We start from the raw sequence: 20431 nt of genomic DNA, 5'->3' as shown, positions 1-20431 counted from the left end.
CCAGTTCTGTCTGTTCACAAGACGTAACCCCGATGTATCTTCTACGAAACCGCCGAAGCCGAGCCGCCCGGAGTCCCTTGTGGAGCGAGTTGTCCAGTTCACCGGCCCGCGAGCGGTCGAGGTGGCCGAGCTCGAGAGCGCGCCGCTGCCGCCCGGCCACTTGCGCGTCCGCACCCGCTTTTCGGGCATATCGGCGGGCACGGAACTGACCGCGTACCGGGGCACCAATCCCTATCTCACACGCAGCTGGGACCCCGAGGCACGACTCTTCCGGGAGGGCGCGGCGGGCATCGCGTACCCGGTGACAGGCTGGGGCTATTCGGAGGTCGGCGAAGTCACCGAGGTCTCCCCCGAGTTGGCCGACACACCGGACATCCCCCGCGTGGGCGATCTGGTGTGGGGCATCTGGGGCCACCGCAGCGAAGGCATCGTCCCCGCCGAGCGGATGGCCGGGCACACCCTGCCGGACGGGCTCGACCCGCTGGCCGGAGCGTTCGCGCGGGTCGGCGCCATCGCCTACAACGCCGTTCTCGGCGCCGACATCCACCTCGGCGAGGACGTCGCCGTCTTCGGCCAAGGCGTCATCGGCCTGCTGGCCACCCGGCTCGCCCAACTCAACGGGGCCCGCGTGACGGCCGTCGACACGCTGGACGTACGGCTGGAGCACGCGAAGCGCCATGGCGCGGCGCAGCTGCTGAACGCGCGTACCGACGCCGTCGCTGAGCGGATCCGCGAGGCGACCGACGGGCGCGGTGCGGACGCGGCGATCGAGATCAGCGGTGCGTACCCCGCGCTGCACGAGGCGCTGCGGTCGGTCGCGGTCGGCGGGCGCGTGGTGGCCTCCGGCTTCTATCAGGGGGACGGGACCGGGCTGCGGCTCGGCGACGAGTTCCACCACAACCGGGCCCAGCTGGTCTGCTCGCAGATCGGCGGCGTCCCGCAGGCACTCTCCGGCCGGTGGACCGTCGAGCGGTTGCAGCAGACCTTTCTGCGGCTGGTCGCCGAGGGACGGGTGGACGTCAAGCCGCTGGTCAGCCATGTGGTGCCGGTGACCGAAGCGGCAGAAGCGTATGTGCTGCTGGACGAGCGGCCGGGGGATGCGTTGCAGGTGGTGCTCGAGTTCTGACAGCTCCTCGTGTCAGGGCCCCCCGGTGCTCCGCACCGAGCCCCACCGCAACCACCCTCCGACCTCCCGAAAGGCGAACCATGTTCAAGACGGCCTGCCAGGAGCAGCTGCTCCCGGGCGAAACCCTCCAGCAGAAGTGGGAGTTCGCCCAGGAGGCCGGATTCGACGGCATCGAGCTGCGCGGCAAGGGCGGCTTCCACTTCCGCGACCGGCTGCCCGAACTGCGCCGGGCCATGGCGGACGGCGTGGTGATGCCGACGGTCTGTGTCGACATGCTGCACTTCTTCGCGGCGTTCGACGCGGGCCAACGCCGCGACGCGCTCGCCCAGTTGAGGTCCCAGCTGGCCGTCATCGCCGAGCTGGGCGGTGTGGGGGCGCAGACCCCCGCCTCGTACGGGATGTTCTCGCGCCGGCTGCCGCCCTTCACCCCGCCCCGCAGTGCGGAGGAGGACCGCGATGTGCTCCTCGACGGGCTGACGACGCTGGGTGAGCATGCCCGGGCCGAGGGCGTCACCCTCTTCCTGGAGCCGCTGAACCGCTACGAGGACCACATGGTCAACCGGCTGGAGCAGGCGGCGGAGCTGATCCGTACCGTCGGCCTGGACTCCGTCCGGATCGGGATCGACAGCTACCACATGAACATCGAGGAGGCCGACCCGCCGGCGGCGATCCTGGCGGCGGCCCCGTACATCGGGCACGCGCAGGTCAGTGACTCCAACCGGTACCAGCCGGGTGCCGGGCATCTGGACTGGTCCGCATGGCTGGGCGCCCTGGACAGTGCCGGCTACAGCGGCTGGCTGGCCGTGGAGTGCCGGCTGTCTCCGGAGTCGGACCCCGCGGAGGCCCTCAGGTCCATACCGCCGTTCCTCGCCGCCCGCACCGGTGGAGCGGCGCGGTGACGCCTCCCCCGGCGCCGGCCGGCACCGCGTCCACCCCGGCGTCCGACTCCGCGCCGTCCCGCCCCCCGGACTTGCCGCAGCTGCCCGAAGCCCGCCGCGCCCTGCGCCGCGCCGCCTGCCAGGTGCTGCTCGGCAACTGGACCGGCAGCTCCACCGTGCCGTCCCACGGGCTGTATCCGCACCAGTGGAGCTGGGACTCGGCGTTCATCGCCATCGGGCTGCGCCATCTCTCCCCGGTGCGGGCGCAGCAGGAGGTGGAGACGCTGCTGGGAGCGCAGTGGGGAGACGGGCGGGTGCCGCACATCGTCTTCAACCGCGCGGTGCCGCTCGACGCGTACTTCCCCAGCCCCGACTTCTGGCGCTCGTCCTCGGCGGGCGCCACCGCCGGTGCGCCGCGCACGGTGGAGACGTCCGGAGTGGTGCAGCCGCCGGTGCACGCGCTGGCCGCCTGGCTGGTGCACAGCGCCGATCCGGGTACGTCGGCGCGGCGCGGCTTTCTGGCCCGGGTGTATCCGCGGCTGGTGGCCTGGCACCGCTATCTGGCCGACCATCGCGACCTGGGCGGACACGGGCTGGCCGCCGTGGTGCACCCCTGGGAACCGGGGATGGACAACAGCCCGTGCTGGGACGGTCCGCTGGCCCGGATCGAGCCCGCCGCCGCCGGCACGTTCCGGCGCGCCGACCTGGTGCACGGAACGGCAGCCGACCGGCCCACCGACCTGGATTACGGGCGCTATGTGCGGCTGGCCGCCGAGTACCGTGACCACGGCTACCGCGACGCCGAGGCCCCGCACTCCTTCGCCGTGGAAGACCCCGGGTTCAACGCGCTGTTCCTCGCCTCCGAGTACGCACTGGCCCGGATCGCCGAGGTGCTGGACGGCGACCCCGGCCTGCACCGGCAGCGGGCTGCGGCACTGACCGAGGCGCTGGTGGAGCGGCTGTGGTCGCCAGAGGCCGGGCAGTTCCTCTGCCGCGACCTGCGCGCGGAAGCCGTCGGCGACGCGGCGGTGGACGGACACGGCGGGCGGCTGGTGGCCGAGCGCAGCGCCGCCGGGCTGCTGCCGCTGGTCGCCCCGGAGCTGCCCCGGCACATCGTGGAGACGCTGCTGCATACGGTCTCGGGCGAGCACTACGGCCTGGGTACCACCGTGCGGCTGCTGCCCAGTTACGACCTGCGCGGCGCCGCCTTCGACCGGTGCCGGTACTGGCGCGGTCCCGCCTGGTTCAACGTCAACTGGCTGCTGGAGCGCGGACTTCGGCAGCACGGTGAGAGCGCGTGCGCCGACGCGCTGGCCGCCGAGGTGCTGCGTGCCGCGGCGGCCAGCCGCTTCGCGGAGTACCTCGACCCGTACACCGGGCAGGGCCGTGGTGCCCGCGACTTCAGCTGGACGGCCGCGCTCGCCCTGGACCTGCTCGCCCGGGACCCGGCCTGCGCGGCGCCCGCTCCCCGTACGGGCGTTCCGGCGGCGGCTTCCGGCGCCGCCCCGCACATTCCGGCGCCCGCGCCGGTGCCCGCGCCCGAGAAGGGACCGGTGAACCGATGACGGGGACCGAGCACCGGTTGCTCGTACACGACGGCACCTTCGCTGTGCTGGCCCCTTCCGGGAACATCGCCGGAACCCCCGGTACGACGACGCCGGACGGGCTCTTCCGCCGTGACACCCGCCATCTGAGCCGCTGGCAGCTGACGCTCGACGGGTCGGCTCCGACGGTGCTCGTCCCGGCCCCGGAGCCCGACCGGGACGACGGCCCGGCCGCTGCCGTACTGACCCCGCGCGGAACCCGCGAGGCGCCGCCCGGGTGCACTCTCTTCCGCGAACAGGCCGTGGCGGACGGGGTACTGACGGAGCGCATACGTGTCGTCAGCAACCAGGGCTCGGCGGCGCCGGTACGGCTGAGTCTGACCGTGGACGCCGACTTCGCCGACCAGATGGAACTGCGCTCGTCGCACGAGTACCCGCGGCCGGACGCCGTACGCAGCGCCGTCAGCCGCCCGGACGGTATCGAGTTCCACTACCGGCGCGGCCCGGACTGGCACGCCCGTACGGTCATCACAGCCGATCCCGCACCCGTCGAGACCGTGGCCGCCGAGATGACGGAGACCGACGGCACGGCACGCAGGCTGAGCTGGCTCCTGGAGCCGTCGCCGCACGGCGCGGTCGAGCTTCGGCTGCGGGTGGCGGCGCTGCCGCACGGCGCGCCGGAAGCCGGCTCGCCCACCGGAGCGGACGGAGCCCGGGGCCCGGCGTCCATACGCTCCGAACTGGCCGCCGCGCGGCATACGTTCGTGACGGCCGAGCCGTGCCCGAGCCGGCGTACCGCCCGTCCTGAGCTTGCCCGCGCCTGTGAGCAAGGGCTGGCCGACCTGGCCGGACTGTGTGTCACCGTCCCGGGACCCGACGGGGTGCCGCTGCGGGTACCGGGTGCCGGAGTGCCCTGGTTCCTGGCGTTGTTCGGCCGGGACTCGCTGCTCACCTCCTTCTTCGCCCTTCCCTTCCGCCCTGAGCTCGCCGAGGCCACCCTGCTGGCGCTGGCAGCCACCCAGGCCGAGACGACCGATCCGAAGCGGGTGGCCGAGCCCGGCAAGATCGTGCACGAGGTGCGGCACGGCGAACTGGCCGCCTTCGGACAGGTGCCCTACGGCCGCTACTACGGATCCGTCGACTCCACACCGCTCTTCCTCGTCCTCCTCGGTGCCTACGCGGAACAACAGGGCGCCGAAGGCCAGAAGCTCGCCCGCCGCCTGGAGCCGCAGGCGCGGGCCGCGGTGCAGTGGATGTTCGCCCATGGCGGCCTGGAGGACCTGGGCTACCTCGCCTATCGGCCGGACAGAGGCGGTCTGGCCAACCAGAACTGGAAGGACTCCCCCGGTGCGATCTGCGCGGCCGACGGCACCCTGCCGACCGGCGCCGTGATGGTCGCCGAGGTGCAGGGGTACGCGTACGACGCGCTGTGCCGCACCGCCGAGCTCGCCCGTACGGCCTGGGACGACCCTGGCTACGCGGGCCGGCTGGAGCGGGCCGCGGCCGGGCTGCGCGAGCGTTTCGGGGCCGACTTCTGGCTGCCGGACCGCGGCTTTCCGCCGCTCGCGCTGGACGAGACCGGGCGCCGTCTGGACGCGCTCGCCTCCGACGCGGGGCATCTGCTGTGGTCGGGCATCCTGGGACAGCGCCGGGGCGAGACGGTGGGACGGCGGCTGCTGGAGCCGGACTTCTTCTCCGGCTGGGGCGTGCGCACGCTGGCCGCGGGCCAGACCGCGTACCATCCGCTCTCCTACCATCGCGGCAGCATCTGGCCGCAGGACAACGCGCTGATCGCCCTCGGCCTGGCCCGCTACAGCCTGCGGGCCGAGGCCGCGCGGCTGGCGGAGGGGCTGCTGGCCGCTGCCGCGCGGTGCGATCACCGGCTGCCGGAGGTGCTGGCCGGGTACGACCGCGAGGACTTCTCGGAACCGGTCCCCTACCCGCACGCCTGCTCACCGCAGGCATGGGCGGCGGCCACCCCGCTGGCGCTGCTGACGGCGCTGAGCCGCTGACCGGGGGCGTTCCCGCGGCGTAGTGTCGCGGCATGGGTGAGGTGACACATGAGTGAGGCGGGGCAGCGCGGAGGCGGCGCCGGGGGCGTGGTCGTTCTCGGCGGCGGGGTCATCGGGCTGACGACGGCCGTGATCCTGGCGGAACGCGGCATGGACGTACGGGTGTGGAGCCCGCAGCCTCCCGGTGGCACGACCTCCGCAGTCGCGGGCGGGCTGATCTGGCCGTACCGCATCGAGCCGGAGAAGCAGGCCCTCGACTGGGCGGTCCGCTCGTTCCGGCACTTCTCCTGGCTCGCCGAGCAACCGCCGACCACAGGGGTACGGCTGGTGCGCGGGCGGATGCCGGGCAGCACCCCGCCCGCGGAGTGGAGCGCGCTGACCGGCACGCCGCCCCGGGCTCCGCTTGTCGATATGCCGAGCTATCTCCGTTATCTGGCGGGCAGGTTCGAGGCCGCGGGCGGGCGTTGGGAGCAGCGCGCGGCCCGCTCCCTCACCGAGGCGGCAGCCGCGGCGCCCATCGTCGTGAACTGCACCGGACTCGGCGCCCGCGAACTGGTGCCCGACCCGGCGGTGCGTGCCGTACGCGGTCAGATCCTCGTCGTCGAGAACCCGGGCATCGAGGAGTGGTACGTCGCCGCGAGCGACAGCGCCAGCGAGACGACGTACGTCCTGCCGCAGCCCTACGGGCTGGTCCTCGGCGGTACGGCGGAGGACGGCGCCGAGGAGCGCGAGCCGGACCCGGCGACGGCCGCGGCGATCGTCCGCCGGTGCGCCGCTGTACACCCTCAGCTGGCGACCGCCACCGTCCTCGAACACCGGGTGGGGCTGCGCCCGTTCCGGCCCAGTGTCCGGCTGGAGGCCGAGCGGGTGCCCGACGGGCGGGGCGGTACGTCGCTTTGCGTGCACAACTACGGGCACGGTGGCGCGGGCGTCACCGTCTCCTGGGGCTGCGCGGTGGACGCTGCCCGGCTGGTCGGGCCGCCGGGCTCGGTAGCCGGGTGACCGGCCGGGGGCCCGGTCACCCGCAGGTCTCCACCGGCATCCCCGCCGTCAGCCCGAACTTCGCGCGCCCGTCCAGCAACAGCGGCACCAGCGCGCGCTGCGACTGGCGCAGCGGCACGAACGCGCCGTCGCCGCGCCGCTCGGCCCGCACGCCGTGCAGCCGGAGCGTTGAGCTGACGTCGTGCCACTGCGCGGCGGTCAGCGCATAGCCGCAGGGAGGGTCGGTCAGCACCTGGTCGTCGGCGGGCTCGTCGTTGTCGGCGCCGTCGAGATAGACCGGCCCGCGGTCGGCCGACCCCGCGCCGCGGGCCTTCGCGGTGGCCGCCTCGATACGGCCGCGGTGGGTGTCGGCGAAGTCGAACGCGCCGTCGAGCGCGGCCAGCTGGGAGCCGACGCGGCGGCGGTTGTTGGCGGCCTCGTCCGACTTCTCCTGGTCGGTGAGGGGGTCGGTGCGGGTCTCGACGAGCAGGCCGACGGAGTGTTTGACGCCCACGGTGTTGCGGAGAATGCGCTCCTGCCCGTCACCCGCGACCTGGTTGACGGGCTCGCCGGTCTCCGGGTCGGTCCAGATGCCGTAGATGCCGGTGCTGTGGCCCGCGTCCTGGGCGGCGGGGCGTACATATTGCTCGGACAGCGCCGTGGACTCCCGGTGCAGAGCCCGCGCGGTGTTGAGGTTGCGGGGCCACAGGGAGAGCAGGTCCTTGACGTAGTACGGCGCGTGGGCGCTGTATTCGTGCAGGTCGTAGACGATGTCGGGGCGCCGGTCGCGGAGGACGGCCGCCAGGGCGCGGGACTCGGCGGTCCGGAGGGCGAGGTGGTCGCGGTTGATGTCGGTGCCCGCGGAGTTGCCCCGGGCGTCCGCGGCCCGGCCGTCGGGGTTGGCGGTGGGGATGACCAGCACCGTCGTACGGGAGAGAAAGCGCCGGGTGGCGCGGTCCTCGGCGAACGCCAGATCCCGCACGGTGCTCAGACACGCCTCACGGCCCGCGGGCTCGTCGCCGTGCTGGGAGCAGACGAGCAGCACGGAGTTGCCGTCTCGCACCCCCTCCGGACGTGGCGGCGCGGGGGCGCCGACGCTGATGAGTTGGAGGGGGCGGCCCTGCTCGGTGCGGCCGATGGTGTCGAGGGTGACGTGGCGGCCGGCCCGGTCCACGGTGCGGAGGAAGTGCTGTTCCTCGGGCTGCGTCGTCCAGCGCGCACCGTGGGAGCGCTCGAACCCGGTGCGCGGGGCCGGGGAGTTCGCCGCGGAGCCCGGGGTGGCCCGCGCGGAGGTAGTGGCGAGCAGCGGAACGAGCAGCGCCACCGAGGTCAAGGCGGCGGTCTTCCACCGGGAGCGGCCGGGCCGCGGGCGAATCACCATATGAGGGACGGTAGTCGTACGAACTCCCGTGCAGAAGGGGGCGTATGTCGTCCGGATGACGGCCGGATGACAAGGGGTGCTGTGGACATGCGGTGTGACGCGTGAGTACATACGCTCCGGACGAAGTGACTCCTGCCGCGGAAGAAGTGGCTCCTGTCACAGAAGAGTTGGAGGACTCGTGCGTCACAGACTGATCGTCCCGGGTGCGATAGCGACGGCCTCACTGCTGCTCGCGGTCCCGGCCTCGGCGGCCGAACCGACCCCGGGAGCCCCGGGCGTGGGCGACCCCTACTACCCGGCCTACGGGAACGGCGGCTACGACGTCTCCCACTACGACCTTCAGCTCACCTACCAGCCGAAGACGGACAAACTCACGGGCACCGCCACCCTGCTGGCCACCGCCGAACAGGACCTGTCGCGCTTCAACCTGGACTTCGCATTGGACGTCAGCGAAGTGCGGGTGAACGGGAAGAAGGCCCGCTTCGACACCTCGGGTGCACACGAGTTGGAGGTGACCCCGGCCGAGCCGCTGGCCAAGGGCGAGAAGGCCACCGTCGTGGTGCGCTACCAGGGTGTCCCCTCCAAGGTCGAGGTGAACGGCTTCACCTCGTGGCTGCGCACCAAGGACGGCGGCGTCGCTGCCAACGAGCCCGAGTCGGCCTGGTGGTGGTTCCCCAGCAACGACCACCCCACCGACAAGGCGAGCTACGACATCAGCGTCGCCGTGCCGGACGGCACCCAGGCGATCAGCAACGGCACCCTCCAGTCGCAGCGCTCGCAGGCCGGCTGGACGCGCTACAACTGGCGCTCCCGCGCCCCGCAGGCCACCTATCTGGCCACCCTCGCGCTCGGCAAGTTCGACATCACCAAGTCGAAGACCGACTCCGGACTGCCCGTCATCAACGCCTACAGCAAGGACCTGGGCGAGCACGAGGGCGCGGCACGGGCCAGCGTCGAGCGGACCGCCGAGCTCACCGAATGGCTGGAGGGCTACTTCGGCGAGTACCCCTTCGAAGCGCTCGGCGGCTATGTGCCGGCCACCGACACCACGTACGCGCTGGAGACCCAGACCCGTCCCTTCTACAGCCCCGACGACTTCGCGGACGGCTCCAACACCTCCGTCGTCGTCCACGAGATGGCCCACCAGTGGTACGGGGACAGCGTCTCCCTGAAGGGCTGGAAGGACATCTGGATCAACGAGGGCTTCGCGCGGTACGCACAGTGGCTCTGGTCCGAGGAGCAGGGCGAGGGCACGGCGCAGGAGCTGGCCGACTACGCCTACGCCTCGCACCCGGCCGACGACGCCTTCTGGACGGTCAAGCCCGGTGACCCCGGCCCCGACAACCAGTTCCACCGCGCGGTCTACGACCGGGGCGCCATGACCCTGCAGGCGCTGCGGAACGAGATCGGCGACAAGGACTTCTTCGCCGTGCTCAAGGGGTGGCCGCAGAAGCACAAGGGCGGCAACGCCGCCGTGGGCGACTTCGTCGACTACGCGGAGAAGGTTTCCGGCAAGCCGCTTGCCGAGCTCTTCGACACCTGGCTGTACCAGCCGTCGAAGCCTTCAGCGGGGGCCGCGTCCTTCGCTGCCAAGAACACCCCGAAGCAGCCCCGCTCCTGGAAGCAGATCCACACCGCGGACCACCACCGCCACTGAGGCAGTCCCCGTCGCGAGCGGGGGTGTCCGCCCCCGCTCAGCGGCGGGCCGCACGCGCCTTCCGGGCGTAGGGGAGGTAGCGGAGCCGCTCCGGAACCAAGGGCAGGGTCCAGGCGAGGACGCGGCCGAGGCGGCGCAGCCGGCGTTCCTGACGCGGCGTCCAGGGCAGCCGCAGCACCTCACGTGCGTCGGGCGGCAGCAGTCCGACGGTCAGGAAGCGCCGCAACCGGGCGAATCCGGGAACGACGAGCGGCCAGACCATCCGCAGCGCCCACCGCACGGCCCGCGGCCCGTAAGGCGGCGGCGGAATATCGGTGTTCACCGTGGTGAGCTCACGGACGACCTTGGTGGGCTCGATCTCCTCGGCCAGCATCCGCCGCCAGTAGGGCCAGAACTCCTCCCGCGTACGGGGCATGTCCCTCTCGTGGATGCCCAGGACGCGGCCGACCTGGAGCCACTCGGCGTACAGCCTGCGCTCCTCCTCGTCCGTGTAGGGCCGGCGGCCGAGATACCGCTGGGCGTTCTGATAGGTGGGGAATCCGGTGGCATGCACCCACGCGTAGTAGGCGGGTGTGAGCGCGTGGTAGCGGCGGCCGTGCGCGTCGACGCCCTGGATGGATTTGTGCAGCTCACGCAGCCTGCTCCCCTCGGCGATGGCTTCCTCGCCGCCGTAGACCCACAGCAGGAAGCTCTGCAGCGAGCGTTCACCGCGGCCCCAGGGGTCGGTACGGAAGACGGAGTGCTCGTCCACTCCGGCACCCACGGCGGGGTGGGCCACCTGGAGGGTGAGCGCGGCGGGCAACATGAGCAGCTGGCGGACCTCCCCGACGACGTCCCACAGGATGCCGTCCGGGGGCGGGGGCTCAGGCCCGGTGCGCGCCAGGCGGTCTCTTTCGCTTGCTTGCACTCTTCTCATGATGCCTCCGCGGCCCTCATGATGCCTCCGGTGCCCCGTCCGGCGCGGCGCGCGGAGATTCTGTGCTGAACCACCACACCCCTCTGCTGCTTGGTGATCACTAACTGGCCTATATTGGTGCGACGTTGATCGGAGGGCTGCGGCTCAGCTCTCGCCTCTGCCCGGTTCCGTCCCCTAGGACCTGATTGATGACCTCCCCCGAGATATCACCGCCTCCGGCCGCAGGCACGGGCCAACCGGCAGTCGGCACCGCTCAGCCGGTCGCGAACCCCGCACAACCGGTCGCTGACGCCGCACAACCGGTCGCGAACGCCGGTCAGCCGGTCGCAAACGCAGGTCAGCCGACCACGGGCACCGCTCGGCCGGCCGCCGCCCCTGGCGGGACCGCCAGCGGCACGGCGCTCGCGCTGCTGATCTCCGTCGCGGTTGCGGGCATCGCATGTCTGATCGCCGTATACGCCAGTGCCGAATCGGCACGTGCCGCGGTCGCCTGGAGCGCCGGCGCGGCCGGTGCGGTGCTGTGCGCGGCTGTCACGGTGGCGGCCCACGCCCGGCTCACCAGCCGCTCGCTGCGTGCGGCGCTGGCCGCGGGCGACGCCCGGGCGGCCGAACGGGACGCGGCCGACAACTACTTCGCCGACGCGACCGTGCCCGCCATGGTGGAGCGGCTGCGGCACGGCGGCTCGGCCGAGGCCGCGCTGGCCGCGGCGCCGCCGGTGGCCTCCGAGGCACAGCGCCGGGTGCTGATCACCGTGGCGAACGAGGTCCACAGGGGCGAGAACATACGTGCCGCGGCAATGTCGGCGTGCGCCAACGCGGCCGGCCGGGTGCAGGCCCTGGCCACCAGCATGGCCGCCGACCTGCGCGAGATGGAGCACCGGCACGCGGACGAGGATGTGCTGGCCGACCTGTTGCAGTTGGACCACAGGAACGCGCAGATGGGCCGGATCGCCGACTCGATCGCCGTTCTCACCGGCGCGCGTTCGGGCCGCCGCTGGGCCAAGCCGATCGTGATGGAGTCGATTCTGCGCGGCGCCATGGGCCGGATCAGCGGCTACCAGCGCGTGCGGCTGCACTCGACGAGCGAGGTCGCCATCGCGGGCCACGCGGCCGAGGGTGTCATGCACCTGCTGGCCGAAGTGATGGACAACGCGGCGAACTTCTCCCCGCCCACCTCCGAAGTGCACGTCTACGTCGAGGAGGTGGCGGCCGGCGTGGTCATCACCGTCGAGGACGGCGGCCTGGTGATGGGGGAGGTCGCGCTGCGCCGCGCCCAGCAGGCCGTCTCCGCCGACCACGGTGACCTGACCACGCTGTCCGGTACCCGGCTGGGTCTGCCCGTGGTGGGGCGACTGGCCCGCAAGCACGGCCTGTCCGTCTCCTTCCGGCCCTCCGCGCACGGCGGCACCGGCGTGCTCGTCCGCGTCCCGCGCGAGCTGCTCACCGAGCCGCGCCGCGAGGAGCCAGCGCCCCCGGTGGCCGAGTCCGCCCGGGCAGCGACCCTCCCCCAGCCTCCCGCCGGGGGAACCCCCACGTCGCTGAGCGCCACCCAGAGCGCCCCACTGCCGACCGCCGAGCAGGCCCGCCCGGCCGTGGGCCAGGCCCGTACGACGGCGGAGCAGGCCCGCCCGGCGGCGGATCACGTACGTGGCGCCGCGGATCACATCCGTCCGGCCGCGGATCACATCCGTCCGGTCGCCGATCACGTCCGTCCGGCCGCCGATCACGCCGGGCAGCCGGAGCCCGCCGTCCCCGCCCAGCAGGGCGCCCAGGGCCACGACCAGCGGGAGGGCGGCGACTACGCGACCGCGGCGCCGCCGCCCCAGCAGTACGGCGAGAGCGGGCTGCCCAAGCGGCGGCGGGGCCAGACCCTCGCGGCCGTCGCCCGGGCCTCGGCCACCTCGTCGCGGACGGAGAGCTCCTCGTCCGGGGCGGAGCGCGAGGCCGCCGAGGAGGCGACCGCGGACGGCAAACGCCCGGCCGGCCGCACGAAGCGTCCCTCCGGCACCCGGTTCGGCGACTTCCGCCGGGCCGTCCAGGGCGCCGGCGACTCGGAAGAAACCGGCCAGAACGCCATGCCTTCCGCCTCCCCCCCCACCCCCTCCTCTTCCCTCTCGGAGGACGACACCGAATGATCACTGACAGCAAGCTCGACTGGCTGCTGGAGAACCTCCTGGAGCGCACCCCCGGGGCGCGGCACGCTCTCGTGCTCTCCCGTGACGGCCTCAAGCTGTGCCGTACTCCGGAGCTCTCCATCGACCAGGCGGACCAGCTCGCCGCCATCTCGGCCGGCATCCAGAGCCTGTCGCACGGGGCTTCCGTGGAGTTCGGCGACGGCAACGGCGGGGTGCGCCAGGCGATGGCGGAGTTCTACGGCGGCATCCTGTTCGTCGTGGAGGCGGGCGACGGCGCGCATCTGGCCGTCGTCGCCGAGGAGGACTCCGACGTGGGCCTCATCGGCCACAACATGAACGAGCTGATCGAGCAGCTCAGCGAATACCTCAGCGCCCCGCCGCGCCGGTCGGCCGCGGGCGACGTCCGCAGCGGCGTAGACGGAGGCGGAGCAGTATGACTCGGCCGGGCCGGGACGAGGACCCGGACCGGCTGTACACCGTGACCGGCGGGCGCAGCCGTTCCACGACCGGAGCCGACACCTTCGACCTGGTGACGCTCGTGGTCAGCGAGAGCGCCCCGGTGCGTGGCATGCAGTCGGAGCACGCCGCGATCCTCCGTATCTGCCGCTTCCCCACGGCGGTCGTGGAGTTGGCCGCCGATCTGGGACTGCCGGTGAGCGTCGTCCGCATCCTGCTGGGCGACCTGCTCGCCCAGGGGAAGATCACCGCTCGCCATCCGCGGCGGGCCCAGAACGCTGACGCACTGCCCGATCCCGACCTCCTGAAGCAGGTGCTCGTTGGACTCCGCAACATCTGAAGCGAACCCGGTGACGACAGCTGGCACCGATGCCCGCCCGCCGCTGCTCAGTACCGCGGCCCAGGGGCTGAAGATCGTGATCGTCGGCGGCTTCGGTGTCGGCAAGACGACCATGGTGCGGGCCGTCAGCGACATCCGTCCGCTGAACACCGAAGAAACGATGACCCGCGCCGGCGAGGGCGTCGACGACCTCTCGGCCGTGCAGGGCAAGACGACCACCACCATCGCCTTCGACTTCGGCCGGATCAGCCTCAACGACGAGACGGTGCTGTACCTGTTCGGTGCGCCGGGTCAGGAGCGGTTCTGGTTCCTGTGGGACCGGCTCTTCTCCGGCACCCTGGGCGCCGTCGTCCTGGTGGACACCCGGCGGCTGGAGGACTCCTGGTACGCCATCGACCGGCTGGAGGCGCACGGCACCCCGTTCATCGTCGCCCGTAACGACTTCGGTGGACCCCCGCACACCGCCGAACAGGTGCGCGATGCTCTGGACCTGCCCGAGGACATCCCGCTCGTCGAGTGCGACGCGCGCTCCCGCGAGTCCAGCAAGGAGGTGCTGCTCGCCCTCGTCCAGCACCTGTACACCCTGTCCACCGCGCGTTCCGCCCCGGAGAACACCCCTTGACACCCGCTCAGCAGTACAGCATCACCTCCGCACCACCCCCCGGCTGCCCCGCACACCCGAGTCCGGACGCCGTTCCCCTGCTGGGTCCGCGCTTCCAGAACGACGACCGTGCCCGGCTCTACCGGGAGATGTACGAGCAGCACGGGCCGCTCGCGCCGGTCGTCCTGCCGGGCGACGTGCCCTGCTGGCTGGTGCTCGGCTATCGCGAACTGCACCAGATCACCTCCGACCCGGTGCTCTTCAGCCGTGACTCGGGGCTGTGGAACCAGTGGCCGAACATTCCGGCGGACTGGCCGCTGCTGCCGATGGTGGGCAAGCAGCCGTCGATCCTCTACACCGTCGGTGAGCGGCACCACCGCCGCGCGGCGCTGATCAGCGACGCGCTGGCCGCCGTCGACCCGTTCGAACTGCGCGAGAACTCCGAGCGGTTCGCCGACCGGCTGATCGACGAGATCTGCGGACGCGGCTCGGCCGACCTGATCGCCGAGTACGCCAAAGTGCTGCCCGCGCTGGTGCTCGCCCGGCTCTACGGCTTCTCCGACGAGGCCGGGGCCGCCCTGGTGCCCAGCATCAACGCGCTGGTCGACGGCGGGGCCGGAGCGCTGGAGGGCAGCGACCGGGTGAACTCGGCAATGCGCTCCCTGCTCGCCTCCCGGCGCGACGCACCGGCCGCCGGGGTGGCCTCCCGGCTGCTGCACCACGACTTCTCGGACGACTTCTCCTTCGAGGAGATCGTCGAGGACATGATGGTGAACTTCGTCGCCGGCCACCAGCCGACCGCCGACTGGATCGGCAACTCGCTGCGGCTGATGCTCACCGACGACCGCTTCGCCGCCTCCCTCTCCGGCGGTCGGCACAGCGTCGCCGAGGCCATGAACGAGGTGCTGTGGGAGGACACCCCCACCCAGAACATCGCGGGCCGCTGGGCGACCCGCGACACCCAGCTGGCCGGGCGGCACATCTCCGCCGGCGATCTGCTGATGCTCAGCTTCGCCGCGGCCAACGGCGACCCCCAGGTGCGTCCGGACCGTACGGCGTTCACCGGCGGGAACAGCGCCTTCCTCTCCTTCGGGCACGGTGAACACCGCTGCCCCTACCCGGCCCAGGACATCGCCGAGGGCATCGCGCGTACCGGCATCGAGGTCCTGCTGGACCGGCTGCCGGACGTGGATCTGGCGGTCGGCGCGCAGGCCCTTGCCTGGCGTCCGTCGCCGTTCCTGCGCGGTCTGACGTCGCTTCCGGTGCGCTTCTCCCCGACCCCGACCAGCAACGCAGGAGGGCATGGATGACGTCGTGTCCCGTCACCGGCACGGGCACGGGCACCGGCACCCGCTCCGGCACGGGCACCGGCTCCGGCTCGGATGGCGAGGGCGCCGCCGGCGAGGTGATCGTGCTCGACCCGTTGGTGCGCGACCTGGTGGGCGAGGGTGCCCGGCTGCGTGCCGCGGGCCCCCTCGCCCCCGTCGAACTGCCGGGCGGCGTACGGGTGTGGGCGGTCACCCACCACGCGGAGGCCCGCAAGCTGCTGACGGACAGCAGGCTGGTCAAGAACATCGACCACTGGGCCGCCTACCAGCGCGGAGAGATCCCGCAGACCTGGCCGCTGATCGGGCTGGCCGACCCGGGCCCCAGCATGCTCACCTTCGACGGCGCCGAGCACCGCAGGCTGCGCACGCTGACCGCACAGGCGCTCACCCCGCGCCGGGTGGCGGCGCTGCGGCCCCGTATCGAGGAGATCACCCGCGAGTTGCTGGACGGCCTGGAGGCGTCGGCCGACGCGGCGGGCCGCGTCGATCTGAAGGCCGGCTTCGCCTACCCCCTGCCGATGGCCGTCATCGGTGACCTGCTGGGCATCGACACCACCCAGATCCCGCGGCTGCGCACCCTGTACGACGGCTTCTTCAGCAGCGTCACCCCGGCCGAGGAGGTCCAGGCCATCATCGCCGAGCTGGGCTCGCTGTTCAGCGCCGTGGTCGCGCAGAAGAAGGAGTCCCCCGGCGACGATCTGACCAGCGCACTGCTGGCGGCTGCCGAGGAGGGCGACTCGCTCAGCGACGAGGAGATCGTGGCCACGGTCCAGGTGCTGATCACCGCCGGGCACGAGACGACGATCAGCCTGATCGTCAGTGCGGTACGGGCGCTGCTGACCCACCCCGGACAGCTCGCCCTGGTCCGCTCGGGCGAGATGAGCTGGGAGGCGGCCATCGAGGAGACGCTGCGCTGGGACGCGCCGACCACTCATGTGCTGATTCGCTTCGCGACGGAGGACATCGATGTGGGCGGCACCGTGATGAAGCAGGGCGACGCCGTGATCATCGCCTACGGTGCGATCGGGCGGGACGAGCAGCAGCACGGGGCCGATGCGGGGCGCTTCGACGTTACGCGTACGCCGCCGAGGCGGCATCTGGCCTTCGGCCACGGCCCCCATGTGTGCCCCGGCGCGCCGCTGTCCCGGCTGGAGGCGCTGGTTGCTCTTCCCGCGCTGTTCGACCGGTTTCCCGGTCTGGGGTTGGCTGTCGACCCCGCGGAGCTTCGTAATAAGCCCGCGATCACTCAGAACGAGCTGTACGAATTGCCTGTGCGGCTGCACTAGTTCTGATGAGGGGGTGCCCCTGTCGGTTGCCGGCAGGCTGCGGGTTGCGTTGTGGCTGGTCGCGCAGTTCCCCGCGCCCCTTACTTGGTTGCCCCGCAAGCTTGGGCAGTCTGCTCCCCCAGCCTCCGGCCGGGAGGTGCCCCCAGGGCGCAGGGTGGGCAAGCGCAGCCCCCCGTGCGGGGTACGCAAACGCCTCCGCCCCCACCCCGGAGGGGCGAGGGCGGAGGGGCGGTGGAAAGTTACCGCTTCAGTTGGTCCTCGGCGGCCAAGGCGCGCACGCGCCCTCGTACGGCGAACCAGCCACCCACCAGCGCGGCGGCGATCAATGGCACCAGCATCACCGTCTTGCGTCCCACATCGGGGTCGTTCCACATCAGGGCGACGACGCCGATGAGGAAGGCGATGGTCACCCACTCGGTGACCGGCGAGCCCGGCAGCTGGAAGGACGGCCGCTCGATGAGCCCGGCCTTGGCACGCCGTACGAACACCCAATGACACAGCATGATGGTGCACCAGGTACTGACGATGCCGAGTGCAGCGATGTTCAGCACGATCTCGAACGCCTTGCCCGGCACGACGTAGTTGAGCCCGACGCCGATGACGCAGACGGCGGAGGTCAGCAGGATGCCTCCGTAGGGCACCTGGCTGGCGTTCATCCGGGCGGTGAACTTCGGTGCCGTGCCGGCCATCGCCATGGAGCGGAGGATGCGCCCCGTCGAGTACAGCCCGGAGTTGAGGCTGGACATGGCGGCCGTGAGGACGACGAGGTTCATCACGTCGCCGGCGCCGTCCACGCCGAGCTTGGACAGCACGGTCACGAACGGGCTCTGCCCGTCCTGGTACTTGTCCCACGGCAGCAGCAGCGCCAGCAGCAGCACGGAGCCGACGTAGAAGAGGCCGACGCGCCACATGATCGCGTTGACGGCCTTGGGGACGACCTTTTCCGGCTCGGCGGTCTCCCCCGCCGTCACGCCCACCAGCTCGACGGAGGAGTAGGCGAAGACGACGCCCTGCATGACGATGATGACGGGCATCAGGCCGGTGGGGAAAACGCCGCCGTGGTCGGTGATCTGGCCGAGCCCGGGGGTATCCCCGCCGACGGGGTGCTGGGTGGCCAGCAGCACGATGCCGATGACCATGAAGACGACCAGCGCCGCCACCTTGATCACGGCGAACCAGAACTCCAGCTCACCGAAGATCTTCACGGAGATCATGTTGATGGCCAGCACCACGGCCAGCGCGATCAGCGCGAGCACCCACTGCGGGATGTCGGTGAAGAAGCTCCAGTAGTGCGTGTAGAGCGCGATGGCGGTGATGTCGGCGATGCCGGTCGTCGACCAGTTCAGGAAGTACATCCAGCCGGCGACGTAGGCGCCCTTCTCACCGAGGAATTCACGCGCGTAGGAGACGAAGGAGCCGGACGAGGGCCGATGCAGCACCAGCTCACCGAGCGCCTTGACGACGAAGAACGCGAAGAGACCGCAGACGGCGTAGGCGATGGCGAGCGCGGGCCCGGCGGAGGCGAGGCGTCCGCCTGCACCCAGGAAGAGCCCCGTACCGATCGCCCCGCCGATGGCGATCATGTTGATATGACGTGCTTTGAGGTCTTTGCTGTAGCCGGCGTCACCGGCATCCGCAGCCGCTCCGTGCGGGGGCGGCGGTGCGACCTGGTCGCCTCCGCCGGATTGCGACGGGATGGCGTCCTGGACGACATCGTTGCTCACAGTTGGTCCAACTCACTCTTGAAATGGGCTTTGCCGGGTCGGCGGCCGCCGTGATCACGGCTGCGGACCAAGGCGTCACCTAACCCCGGAGGGGCCGACTACGCGGTGAGACACCTCACACCAGGAGGTTTCTCACACATGATCTTCGTATAGCCCCTCGATGACATCCCGGTAACGACCGCGTACGACCTCCCGGCGCAGCTTCAGCGAGGGCGTCAACTCGCCCGTCGCCGGGGTCCACTCCCCCGCCAGCAGCCGGTGGCGCCTGACCTGTTCGGTGCCGCTCAGCCGGGCGTTGGCGGCGGCCACCGCACGGTCGACCTCGGCACGAACGGCGGGGTTCCTCGCCAGTTCGCCGGGCGGTACGTCGATCCCGTTGCGGGCCGCCCAGGCCGGTGCCGTCTCGCCGTCCAGGACCAGCAGGGCCACCAGATAGGAGCGGCCGTCCCCGTGCACCAGGGCCTGGCCGATCAGCGGGTGCTCCTTGAGGGCGTTCTCCACCAGAGCCGGTGAGACGTTCTTGCCCGTGGAGGTGACGATCATCTCCTTCTTGCGGTCGGTCAGCCACAGGAAGCCGTCTTCGTCGATCCGGCCGATGTCCCCGGTGGCGAACCAGCCGTCGGCGTCGGTGCCGGGCTCGACCGAGCCGTCGGGGCGCAGATACCCCGCGAAGAGAGTGCTGCCGCGCACCAGGATCTCCCCGTCCCGGGCCGTACGGATCTCGGTGCCCGCCAGCGGACGCCCTACGGAGCCGAGCCGGAAGGCGGCGGGACCGTTGACGGTGAGCGCCCCGGTCGTCTCCGTCAGCCCCCAGGCGTCCATGATCACGATGCCGAGTCCGGCCCAGAAGTCGAGCACGTCCTGCGGCATGGGTGCCGAGGCGCTGGCCGTCCACACCAGCCGGTCGAAGCCGACGGGCGCGAGCAGCGGCCGGAGGACCTCGCTCCGTGCCTTCTCGTACGCCGCCGCCAGCTCGGGGCCCGCCGGGATGCCGCGCTCCCGGCAGCGCACATGGGCGCGGGCCACCTTCGCCGCCTCGGCCACGGCGGCCCTGCGCTCGCTCGGCAGCGCCTCAAGCCCGGCGCGGACGGCGGCGGCCAGCTTCTCCCACACGCGCGGCACCCCGAAGAACTCGGCGGGGTGCAGCTCGCTCACGCGCACCGCGACCTTCGCGGGGTCGGCGCACAGGTGGACGTGCGAGGCGCGGAAGACGGGCAGGTAGATGCCCAGCATCCGCTCGGCGATATGGGCGAAGGGCAGATAGCAGATGTGGTCGGCGTGGTCGGGCAGTTCGGCGACGCTGTCGAGTGCGATGCCGTTGAGGACCACGTTCCGGTGACTGATCACCACGCCCTTGGGGTCACCGGTGGTGCCCGAGGTGTAGACGACGGTCACCGGGTCGCCGGAGCGCACCCGGCGCCACCGCTCCTCGAAGGCGGCGGACTCGTACGGGCGTGGCAAGGTGCGCCACGCGGTATGCGGGCCGACGGCGTCCTCGTCGGCCACCACGAGCTGCCGGATCCGTCCGGGAGCCTCCCCTTCTGCCGCCAGCAGCGGCTCCCAGAGCGCCCGTTCCTCCGCTCCTCCGACGACGGCGAGGCGGGCCCGGGAGTGCCGGACGATATGGGCGATCTGCTCGGGCGCTGCCGTGCCGTACACGGAGACCGGAACGGCGCCCAGATGGACCAGGGCGAGGTCGGTCAGCCAGTGCTCGGGCCGGTTGGCCATCATGAGGAGCACGTGTGCGCCCGGAGTGACGCCCAGCGCGTCGAGTCCGGCGGCCAGTTCGGCGATCCGGTGGCGGGCCTCGGCCCAGCTGAGGGTGGTGCGCTTGCCGTCGGCGTCGTCTCCGTCATCGGTGTACCAGGAGAGCGCCGGGAGGTCGCCGTGGTCCTGCACGTTACGCAGCAGCAGGTCCGGGACGGTCAGCTCGGACGGGTCCTTGGGGAGTCGCAGGATCGTCGTCATGGCGCCTCCGCGCGTGAAGGTGGGCCGAAGGTTTCACAGGAGTGGTGAGACAGCAATACTGTTGAACTTGATCGGTACGGACGGCACCCGGGTGGTGC

The 20431-nt window shown here is 71.9% G+C and carries 16 protein-coding genes; 12 read left to right on the top strand and 4 right to left on the bottom strand.

The window, feature by feature from the left end; all coding sequences use genetic code 11:
- Positions 1-79: 79 nt before the first annotated feature.
- From ACTWP9_RS04740 to ACTWP9_RS04720, 5 genes are all read left to right on the top strand, one after another.
- Positions 80-1126, top strand: coding sequence for a zinc-dependent alcohol dehydrogenase (locus tag ACTWP9_RS04740; RefSeq protein ID WP_443244679.1), 1047 nt, complete (start codon positions 80-82; stop codon positions 1124-1126).
- An 80-nt stretch (positions 1127-1206) separates the two neighbouring features.
- Positions 1207-2025 (top strand): sugar phosphate isomerase/epimerase family protein, encoded by an 819-nt coding sequence (locus ACTWP9_RS04735; protein WP_443244678.1) that lies wholly within the window; start codon positions 1207-1209, stop codon positions 2023-2025.
- A complete protein-coding gene (locus ACTWP9_RS04730; protein WP_443244677.1) occupies positions 2022-3569 on the top strand; it encodes an MGH1-like glycoside hydrolase domain-containing protein in 1548 nt (515 codons plus the stop codon). The genes ACTWP9_RS04735 and ACTWP9_RS04730 overlap by 4 nt, the downstream gene beginning before the upstream one ends.
- Positions 3566-5560, top strand: a complete 1995-nt coding sequence (locus ACTWP9_RS04725; RefSeq protein ID WP_443244676.1) for an amylo-alpha-1,6-glucosidase — start codon at positions 3566-3568, stop codon at positions 5558-5560. The genes ACTWP9_RS04730 and ACTWP9_RS04725 overlap by 4 nt, the downstream gene beginning before the upstream one ends.
- Positions 5561-5608: 48 nt before the next feature.
- A complete protein-coding gene (locus ACTWP9_RS04720) occupies positions 5609-6562 on the top strand; it encodes an FAD-dependent oxidoreductase (RefSeq protein WP_443244675.1) in 954 nt (317 codons plus the stop codon).
- A gap of 16 nt (positions 6563-6578) precedes the next feature.
- Here ACTWP9_RS04720 and ACTWP9_RS04715 read toward each other — a convergent pair whose 3' ends face one another.
- Positions 6579-7922 carry a M14 family metallopeptidase gene (locus ACTWP9_RS04715; protein WP_443244674.1) on the bottom strand — a complete coding sequence of 448 codons (1344 nt, stop codon included), beginning with the start codon at positions 7920-7922 and terminating at the stop codon, positions 6579-6581.
- Between the two features lie 178 nt (positions 7923-8100).
- On the opposite strand from ACTWP9_RS04715, the gene ACTWP9_RS04710 reads away from it, so the two are divergent.
- Positions 8101-9579 (top strand): M1 family metallopeptidase, encoded by a 1479-nt coding sequence (locus ACTWP9_RS04710; RefSeq protein WP_443244673.1) that lies wholly within the window; start codon positions 8101-8103, stop codon positions 9577-9579.
- 37 nt (positions 9580-9616) lie between these two features.
- Here ACTWP9_RS04710 and ACTWP9_RS04705 read toward each other — a convergent pair whose 3' ends face one another.
- Positions 9617-10495 (bottom strand): oxygenase MpaB family protein, encoded by an 879-nt coding sequence (locus ACTWP9_RS04705; RefSeq protein ID WP_443244672.1) that lies wholly within the window; start codon positions 10493-10495, stop codon positions 9617-9619.
- A gap of 188 nt (positions 10496-10683) precedes the next feature.
- Here ACTWP9_RS04705 and ACTWP9_RS04700 point away from each other — a divergent pair, with 188 nt between their 5' ends.
- The 6 genes from ACTWP9_RS04700 to ACTWP9_RS04675 are packed head-to-tail and all read left to right on the top strand — an operon-like array spanning position 10684 to position 16641.
- Positions 10684-12630: an ATP-binding protein gene (locus ACTWP9_RS04700; RefSeq protein ID WP_443244671.1), complete on the top strand. Its 1947-nt coding sequence runs from the start codon at positions 10684-10686 to the stop codon at positions 12628-12630.
- The gene (locus ACTWP9_RS04695; protein WP_443244670.1) at positions 12627-13067 is read left to right on the top strand and encodes a roadblock/LC7 domain-containing protein; all 441 of its coding nucleotides are present in this window, start codon (positions 12627-12629) and stop codon (positions 13065-13067) included. The genes ACTWP9_RS04700 and ACTWP9_RS04695 overlap by 4 nt, the downstream gene beginning before the upstream one ends.
- Positions 13064-13426 (top strand): DUF742 domain-containing protein, encoded by a 363-nt coding sequence (locus ACTWP9_RS04690; RefSeq protein WP_443244669.1) that lies wholly within the window; start codon positions 13064-13066, stop codon positions 13424-13426. The genes ACTWP9_RS04695 and ACTWP9_RS04690 overlap by 4 nt, the downstream gene beginning before the upstream one ends.
- Positions 13407-14048: a GTP-binding protein gene (locus ACTWP9_RS04685; RefSeq protein WP_443244668.1), complete on the top strand. Its 642-nt coding sequence runs from the start codon at positions 13407-13409 to the stop codon at positions 14046-14048. The genes ACTWP9_RS04690 and ACTWP9_RS04685 overlap by 20 nt, the downstream gene beginning before the upstream one ends.
- The gene (locus tag ACTWP9_RS04680) at positions 14045-15337 is read left to right on the top strand and encodes a cytochrome P450 (RefSeq protein ID WP_443244667.1); all 1293 of its coding nucleotides are present in this window, start codon (positions 14045-14047) and stop codon (positions 15335-15337) included. The genes ACTWP9_RS04685 and ACTWP9_RS04680 overlap by 4 nt, the downstream gene beginning before the upstream one ends.
- Positions 15334-16641: a cytochrome P450 family protein gene (locus ACTWP9_RS04675; RefSeq protein WP_443244666.1), complete on the top strand. Its 1308-nt coding sequence runs from the start codon at positions 15334-15336 to the stop codon at positions 16639-16641. Before ACTWP9_RS04680 ends, ACTWP9_RS04675 begins: the two co-directional genes overlap by 4 nt.
- A gap of 239 nt (positions 16642-16880) precedes the next feature.
- Here the strand turns inward: ACTWP9_RS04675 and ACTWP9_RS04670 are convergent, their stop codons facing one another.
- A complete protein-coding gene (locus ACTWP9_RS04670; RefSeq protein WP_443244665.1) occupies positions 16881-18365 on the bottom strand; it encodes an amino acid permease in 1485 nt (494 codons plus the stop codon).
- Between the two features lie 132 nt (positions 18366-18497).
- Positions 18498-20333: an AMP-dependent synthetase/ligase gene (locus ACTWP9_RS04665; RefSeq protein WP_443244664.1), complete on the bottom strand. Its 1836-nt coding sequence runs from the start codon at positions 20331-20333 to the stop codon at positions 18498-18500.
- Positions 20334-20431: the final 98 nt, after the last annotated feature.

It is taken from the genome of Streptomyces sp. 3N207 (genome assembly GCF_052246355.1).
Classification (GTDB): Bacteria; Actinomycetota; Actinomycetes; order Streptomycetales; family Streptomycetaceae; genus Streptomyces.
The sequence above is the reverse complement of the archived record's forward strand: the minus strand, read 5'-3'. Positions and strand labels throughout refer to the sequence as shown.

Coding starts and splice junctions, on each gene's coding strand:
- ACTWP9_RS04735 (WP_443244678.1), top strand. CDS start 1,207: ATGTTCAAGACGGCCTGCCAGGAGCAGCTGCTCCCGGGCGAAACCCTC.
- ACTWP9_RS04725 (WP_443244676.1), top strand. CDS start 3,566: ATGACGGGGACCGAGCACCGGTTGCTCGTACACGACGGCACCTTCGCT.
- ACTWP9_RS04720 (WP_443244675.1), top strand. CDS start 5,609: ATGAGTGAGGCGGGGCAGCGCGGAGGCGGCGCCGGGGGCGTGGTCGTT.
- ACTWP9_RS04715 (WP_443244674.1), bottom strand. CDS start 7,922: ATGGTGATTCGCCCGCGGCCCGGCCGCTCCCGGTGGAAGACCGCCGCC.
- ACTWP9_RS04705 (WP_443244672.1), bottom strand. CDS start 10,495: ATGAGAAGAGTGCAAGCAAGCGAAAGAGACCGCCTGGCGCGCACCGGG.
- ACTWP9_RS04700 (WP_443244671.1), top strand. CDS start 10,684: ATGACCTCCCCCGAGATATCACCGCCTCCGGCCGCAGGCACGGGCCAA.
- ACTWP9_RS04695 (WP_443244670.1), top strand. CDS start 12,627: ATGATCACTGACAGCAAGCTCGACTGGCTGCTGGAGAACCTCCTGGAG.
- ACTWP9_RS04690 (WP_443244669.1), top strand. CDS start 13,064: ATGACTCGGCCGGGCCGGGACGAGGACCCGGACCGGCTGTACACCGTG.
- ACTWP9_RS04675 (WP_443244666.1), top strand. CDS start 15,334: ATGACGTCGTGTCCCGTCACCGGCACGGGCACGGGCACCGGCACCCGC.
- ACTWP9_RS04665 (WP_443244664.1), bottom strand. CDS start 20,333: ATGACGACGATCCTGCGACTCCCCAAGGACCCGTCCGAGCTGACCGTC.